This is a genomic window from Rhodococcus sp. R1101, assembly GCF_000278445.1.
Classification (GTDB): domain Bacteria; phylum Actinomycetota; class Actinomycetes; order Mycobacteriales; family Mycobacteriaceae; genus Rhodococcus; species Rhodococcus gordoniae.
The window spans coordinates 1-6,083 of sequence record NZ_AJVB01000225.1 but is presented as its reverse complement, the minus strand read 5'-3'; the positions used below and the strand labels follow the sequence as shown (position 1 = coordinate 6,083).

The 6,083-nt window shown below is 68.2% G+C and carries 4 protein-coding genes; 2 read left to right on the top strand and 2 right to left on the bottom strand.

The window, feature by feature from the left end:
- On the top strand, positions 1-848 hold an 848-nt coding region (locus tag R1101_RS0114325; RefSeq protein WP_016934095.1), incomplete at its 5' end, for a glutamate ABC transporter substrate-binding protein.
- A 5-nt stretch (positions 849-853) separates the two neighbouring features.
- Entirely contained in the window at positions 854-3,214 is a 2,361-nt protein-coding gene (locus R1101_RS0114320; protein WP_198420279.1) for a serine/threonine-protein kinase, read from the top strand.
- Between the two features lie 6 nt (positions 3,215-3,220).
- On the opposite strand, the gene R1101_RS0114315 is transcribed toward R1101_RS0114320, so the two are convergent.
- Together R1101_RS0114315 and pta are read right to left on the bottom strand one after the other, a co-directional pair.
- On the bottom strand, positions 3,221-4,435 hold the full coding sequence (locus tag R1101_RS0114315; protein ID WP_016934093.1) for an acetate/propionate family kinase: 1,215 nt from the start codon (positions 4,433-4,435) through the stop codon (positions 3,221-3,223).
- The coding region (pta, locus tag R1101_RS0114310) for a phosphate acetyltransferase (RefSeq protein WP_016934092.1) at positions 4,432-6,083 on the bottom strand (1,652 nt) is incomplete at its 5' end. The genes R1101_RS0114315 and pta, both read right to left, overlap by 4 nt.

Below are 6,083 nucleotides of genomic sequence, written 5' to 3'. Positions count from 1 at the left end.
CGCTTCCCGAGAACGCGCGGCTGCTCGAGTCCTCGGTGGCCACGCCGCCCGCTCCCGACTGCGGTGATCCCACCGCATCCCTGCCACCTGATCCGGGCGTGACCGGACCTGCGATCGATCGGATCCGGGCGCGCGGCCGACTGGTCGTCGGACTCGACACGGGCAGCAATCTCATGAGCTACCGCGATCCCGCGACGGGACGGATCACGGGCTTCGACGTCGACATCGCCCGCGAGATCGCCCGCGACCTCCTGGGCGACCCCGACCTCGTCGACTACCGCATCCTGAGCTCGGCAGAACGCGAGAAGGCGCTGCAGGATTCGACCGTCGACATCGTCGCGAAGACGATGAGCATCACGTGTGCCCGACGCGAGAAGGTGGATTTCTCGACGGAGTACTTCCGCGCGCAACAACGAGTACTCGTCGTCAAGGGTTCCGACATCCGCACCGCCGCCGATCTCGCCGGGCGGCGCGTGTGCATCGTGGACGGCACCACCTCGCTGCTCCGGATGCGGGAGGTGCAGCCGTCGGCGTCGATCCTCACCGTGCCGTCGTGGGCGGACTGCCTCGTCGTCCTCCAGCAACAGCAGGTCGACGCCGTGAGCACCGACGACACCATCCTCGCCGGCCTCGCCTCGCAGGACCCCTATCTCGAACTCGTCGGTCCCTCCCTGGGATCCGAGCCGTACGGTATCGGGATCCGGCTGGGGAGCGACGATCTCGTACGGTTCGTCAACGCGACCCTCGAGCGGATCCGTTCCGACGGTACGTGGACGGCGCTGTACGAGAAGTACCTGCGGGTGCTCGGTCCGACACCGCCACCCCCGACACCGAACTACCGGGAGTGACGGCCATGTCCGACGAACCCGAACCGGCCGGCACCCCGTCGGCCGATTCCGGGCCCGCCACCGAACGGGCTGCGGACTCCGGACCGGCCACCGCACCGGCGACCGGGGATATCGGCCCCGCCACCGAACGCGGTCCCGCAGCCGAACGCAGCCCCGCCCCCGTGACGCGGTCCGACTCCAGTCAGCGGTCCTCGATCTGGTCCGGTTCGTCCTCGCAACGCTCGTCGAGCCGTCGCGTGCGCCCGCGCGGAACCCAGCGTCGTCGCATCGCCGGCCTCGTCGACGTACCGGTCCCCACCGCGAAGGACCCCCTCGAAGCAGTGCTCCGCGACCCCCACGTGTCCGAGGGCAAACGGTTCTGCTCGAAGTGCGGACAGCCGGTGGGCCGCAGTACCCCTTCGGGTCCGGGGCCCACCGAGGGTGACTGCCCGAAGTGCGGCACCCATTTCGAGTTCACGCCGGCCCTGCACCGCGGCGATCTCGTCGCAGGGCAGTACGAGGTCCAGGGCTGCCTCGCGCACGGCGGACTGGGGTGGATCTACCTGGCGATCGACCGCAACGTGAGCGACCGCTGGGTGGTCCTCAAGGGCCTGCTGCAGGGCGGGGACGCCGAAGCCCAGGCGGTCGCGGTGGCCGAACGTCAGTTCCTGGCCGAGGTCAGCCATCCGAGCATCGTGCAGATCTACAACTTCGTCGAGCATCCCTCGCCGGACGGCACCCCGATGGGATACATCGTCATGGAGTACCTGGGTGGTCACACCCTGCGTACCGTGCTCGACAACTATCCTCCCCCGAACCGCATCCCCGTCGAGCAGGCCATCGCATACATGCTCGAAGTGCTTCCGGCACTGCAGTATCTGCACGACATCGGGCTGGTCTACAACGACCTCAAACCCGAGAACATCATGGTCACCGACGAGCAGATCGAACTCATCGACCTCGGCGCGGTCTCCGCGATCGAGGGATACGGCTATCTGTACGGGACGCCGGGATACCAGGCACCGGAGATCGTCCGGACCGGGCCGACGGTGGCAAGCGACATCTACACGGTCGGACGCACCCTCGCGGTGCTCACCCTCGAGATGCCGTCGGACAAAGGACGTTACCGCGACGGTCTCCCCATTCCCGAGCAGGCGCCTCTGCTCGCCGAGTTCGACTCCTTCCACCGACTGCTGCTGCGGGCCACGAATCCCGACCCCCAGCAGCGTTTCTCGTCGGCCGACGAACTGCGGGGACAGCTCACGGGCGTGCTGCGCGAGATCCTGTCGAAGAAGCTCGGCACCGAACACCCCGGCCTGTCCGGCGTGTTCAGCCCGCCCCGGACCACCTTCGGTACCGACGAGGCGCTCGTGCCCACCGATGTGTACGCCGACGGAATCGAACGCGACGCCAAACTGCAGGGACAGGATGTCGCGGCCGCGTTGCCCGTCCCCCTGCTCGATCCGAACGATCCGAGTGCTGCACTCCTCGCCGCCGCGGTGCACAGCGAACCGCAGCAGACCCTCGACTCCCTCCGGCACGCGCGCGAGAACGGTGTCGGGCGGGTCGTGGGAGCGTCCGACGTGTCGTTCTCCAGGGAGATCACATTGGCCGAAGTCCGCGCGCATCTCGACCTCGGGCAGATCGACAGCGCCGTCGAGATCCTCACCCGCCTCGAACGCGAATTCGGCAACGACTGGCGCGTGGACTGGTACGCCGGCATCGCCGAACTGCTGCAGGACGACTACGAAGCAGCGTTCTCGCGGTTCGACGAGGTGCTGCAGGCACTCCCGGGCGAGCTCGCCCCGAAGATCGCGCTCGGGGCCACCGCCGAACTGACGCTCCAGCATTGGGAGAGCGACGATCCGGCCGCGTGGCGACGTTTCTGCGAGGAGTCCTATCGGGTGGTGTGGCGCACCGATCACGCCGTCGTCAGCGCCGCCTTCGGGCTTGCACGCCAACTCACCGCGCGCGACGAGATCCGCGCCGCCGTGGACGTTCTCGACGAGGTTCCGATGACCTCCCGGCATCACAGCGCCGCGACGATGACCGCCGCACTGGTCCTGTTGCGGGGCGGTCGTGTCGAGGAGATCTCGGAGGCCGATCTGCGCGAGGCCGCGCACCGGATCGCTTCGCTGCCACCCGACGAGGGCCGCGCCCTGCAGATGCGCGCACTCGTGCTCGGGGCGGCGCTCGAATGGGTGCGCAGCGGGCGGGCGTCGAGTCGCGAATACGACCGCATCCTCGACGTGCCGTTCACCGAGAAGGGACTCCGTCTGGGCGCCGAGGCGGCGTTGCGGCAGTTGGCGCGCAACGCCCCCTCCCGCACGCACCGCTACACACTCGTCGACCTCGCGAATGCGATCCGGCCGCGTAGCTTGACCTGACCAGGATCAGCGTCGAGCGAACTGCACTGCGGCCCGGGCGATGGCGAGCTCCTCGTTCGTGGGGATCACGAGCACCTCCACGTGCGACGAGTCGGCCGAGATCCGGCGTTCCCCGTCCCCGTCGGCAGTGTTGCGGGCGTCGTCGACGACGATGCCGAGGCGGTCGAGACCGGCGAGACTGTCGCGCCGGACATCGACGTTGTTCTCCCCCACACCACCGGTGAAGACGATCGCGTCGACACCTCCCAGCTCGAAGGTGTATGCACCCAGGTACTTCCGGATGCGGTGCACGTAGACGTCGTACGCGAGTCGCGCGTCCTCGTCGCCTTCGCCGACGAGCTTCAACAGGGCCCGGAAGTCGTTGACACCCGACAGCCCCTTCAGACCCGAGTGCCGGTTGAGCAGGTCGTCGATGGCGTCGACCTTCAGTCCGGCCGCCCGGTTGAGGTGCATGACGACGCCCGGGTCGATGTCACCGCTGCGCGTACCCATGACGAGACCTTCGAGCGGAGTCAGCCCCATCGAGGTGTCGATCGGGCTCCCGCCCGCGATCGCCGACGCCGACGCACCGTTGCCCAGGTGGAGCACGATCAGATTCAGCTCCGCGATGTCGCGTCCCAGGAACTCCGCGGCACGCCCCGACACATATTCGTGCGACGTGCCGTGGAATCCGTACCGCCGGATGTCGTATTTGCGGGCGACGTCGCGGTCGATCGCGTAGGTCGACGCGTGCGCCGGAAGACCGTGGAAGAAGGCGGTGTCGAAGACACCCACATGGGGCACCTCGGGAAGCTCCTCCCGGGCGACCTCCATCCCCACGACGTTCGCCGGATTGTGGAGGGGCGCGAGGACCGACAGTTCGTCGACGGCGCGCACCACGTCGTCGTCGATGAGGGTGGGTTCGTAGAAGACCTTGCCGCCGTGTACGAGCCGATGGCCGACCGCGACGATACCCACCTGGTGCAGGGGCCGGCCGAGCCCTTCGAGCATCTCGAGCATCGCACGCAGTCCGGTCCGGTGATCGGGGATCGCGTCGTTACGTTCGTCCACACCCGTCGTGTGGTGGAAGACGATCCTGCCCTCCGGCTCTCCGATGCGCTCGATCAGTCCGTGTGCCGACGAGTTCCCGCTCTCCGGCTCGATCAGCCGGAACTTGATCGACGAGGATCCCGAATTGAGAACCAGGACGGTCCCTGCGGTCGCGGGGTTCGGGCTGCTCACGCGTCTTCCTCCTGCGCCTGGATCGCGGTGATGGCGATGGTGTTGACGATGTCCTGGATCAGGGCGCCTCGGGACAGATCGTTGACCGGTTTGTTCAGGCCCTGCAGGACGGGCCCGACGGCGATGGCACCGGCACTGCGCTGCACGGCCTTGTAGGTGTTGTTGCCGGTGTTCAGGTCCGGGAAGATGAACACCGTGGCGCGACCCGCGACGTCGGAGCCGGGGAGTTTCGCGCTCGCGACCGTCGGTTCGATCGCCGCGTCGTACTGGATCGGTCCCTCGACGAGCAGGTCGGGTCGCCGCTCCCGCACGAATGCCGTGGCGGTGCGGACCTTGTCGACATCGGCACCCGAACCCGATTCGCCGGTGGAGTACGACAGCATCGCGATCCGAGGATCGATCCCGAACCGGGCCGCGGTCGCGGCCGACGAGATCGCGATGTCGGCGAGCTGGTCGTCGGTCGGGTCGGGCACGACGGCGCAGTCGCCGTAGGCGAGCACGCGGTCGGCGAGACACATGAGGAAGATGCTCGACACCGTCGAGACTCCGGGTTCGGTCTTGATGATCTCGAGTGCGGGGCGGATCGTGTGGGCGGTGGTGTGCGCCGCACCCGACACCATGCCGTCGGCCAGACCCAGATGCACCATCATCGTGCCGAAATACGAAATGTCGCGCATGATCTCGCGTGCGCGATCGACGGTCATCCCCTTGTGGGCACGCAACCGCGCGTACTCCTCCGCGAAACGGTCGGCGTGCTCGGAGGTGCGCGGATCGAGGATCTGCGCGTCCGACAGTTCCACGCCGAGTTCCGACGCCCGCTGGCGCACGGCCGCCTCGTCGCCGAGGATCGTCAGCTTCGCGATGCCGCGCTGGAGCACACGTCCTGCCGCCCGGAGGACGCGGTCGTCCTCGCCCTCGGGCAGCACGATGTGGCGCTGCTGGGTCCGCGCCCGGTCGATGAGCTGATATTCGAACATCTGCGGGGTGGTCACGGACGGACGCGGCAGTCGCAGCCGGTCGAGCAGGGCGCGGGAATCGACGTGCCGTTCCATCAGCGCGAGCGCCGTGTCGATCTTGCGTTGCGCACCGAGTGCCATGCGACCGCGGGTGCGGTCGGCGGCCGAGGCGGTGTCGAAGGTGCCGAGGTCGGTGGTCAGGATCGGCAACGACGGCTTCAGCGCGGCGACGAGCTGCGCGATCATCGGGTGCGGCAGCAGGCCACCGTTCATGATGATGCCGGCCAGTGTCGGAAATCCTTCGGCGGCATTGGCATTGACGAGTGCGAGGATGACGTCGGAGCGGTCGGCGGGTGCGATCACGACGATGCCGTCGGTGATCCGCTCGAGGATCCGCTCGGCGGTCATACCACCGACCATGATGCGCAGCGCTTCACGCTGCAGCAGGTCGGGGTCGCCGCTGTAGAGATCCCCGTCGATCGCGGCCTGCAGTTCCGCCATCGTCGGCGCGACCAGCGCCGGGACCTCCGGGAGCGTCCACACCGGTTCGGTGCGGTCGCCGAGCGCATTCGCGATGTCGTCGAGGGCGTCGGGATCGCAGCGGTTGACCACGACCGCACCGAGATGCGCGTGCTGCCCGGCGAGTTCGTTCGCGCAGACCCCTGCGAGCTGGGCCACCTCGGCAGGCGTGC

Coding starts and splice junctions, on each gene's coding strand:
- R1101_RS0114320 (WP_198420279.1), top strand. CDS start 854: ATGTCCGACGAACCCGAACCGGCCGGCACCCCGTCGGCCGATTCCGGG.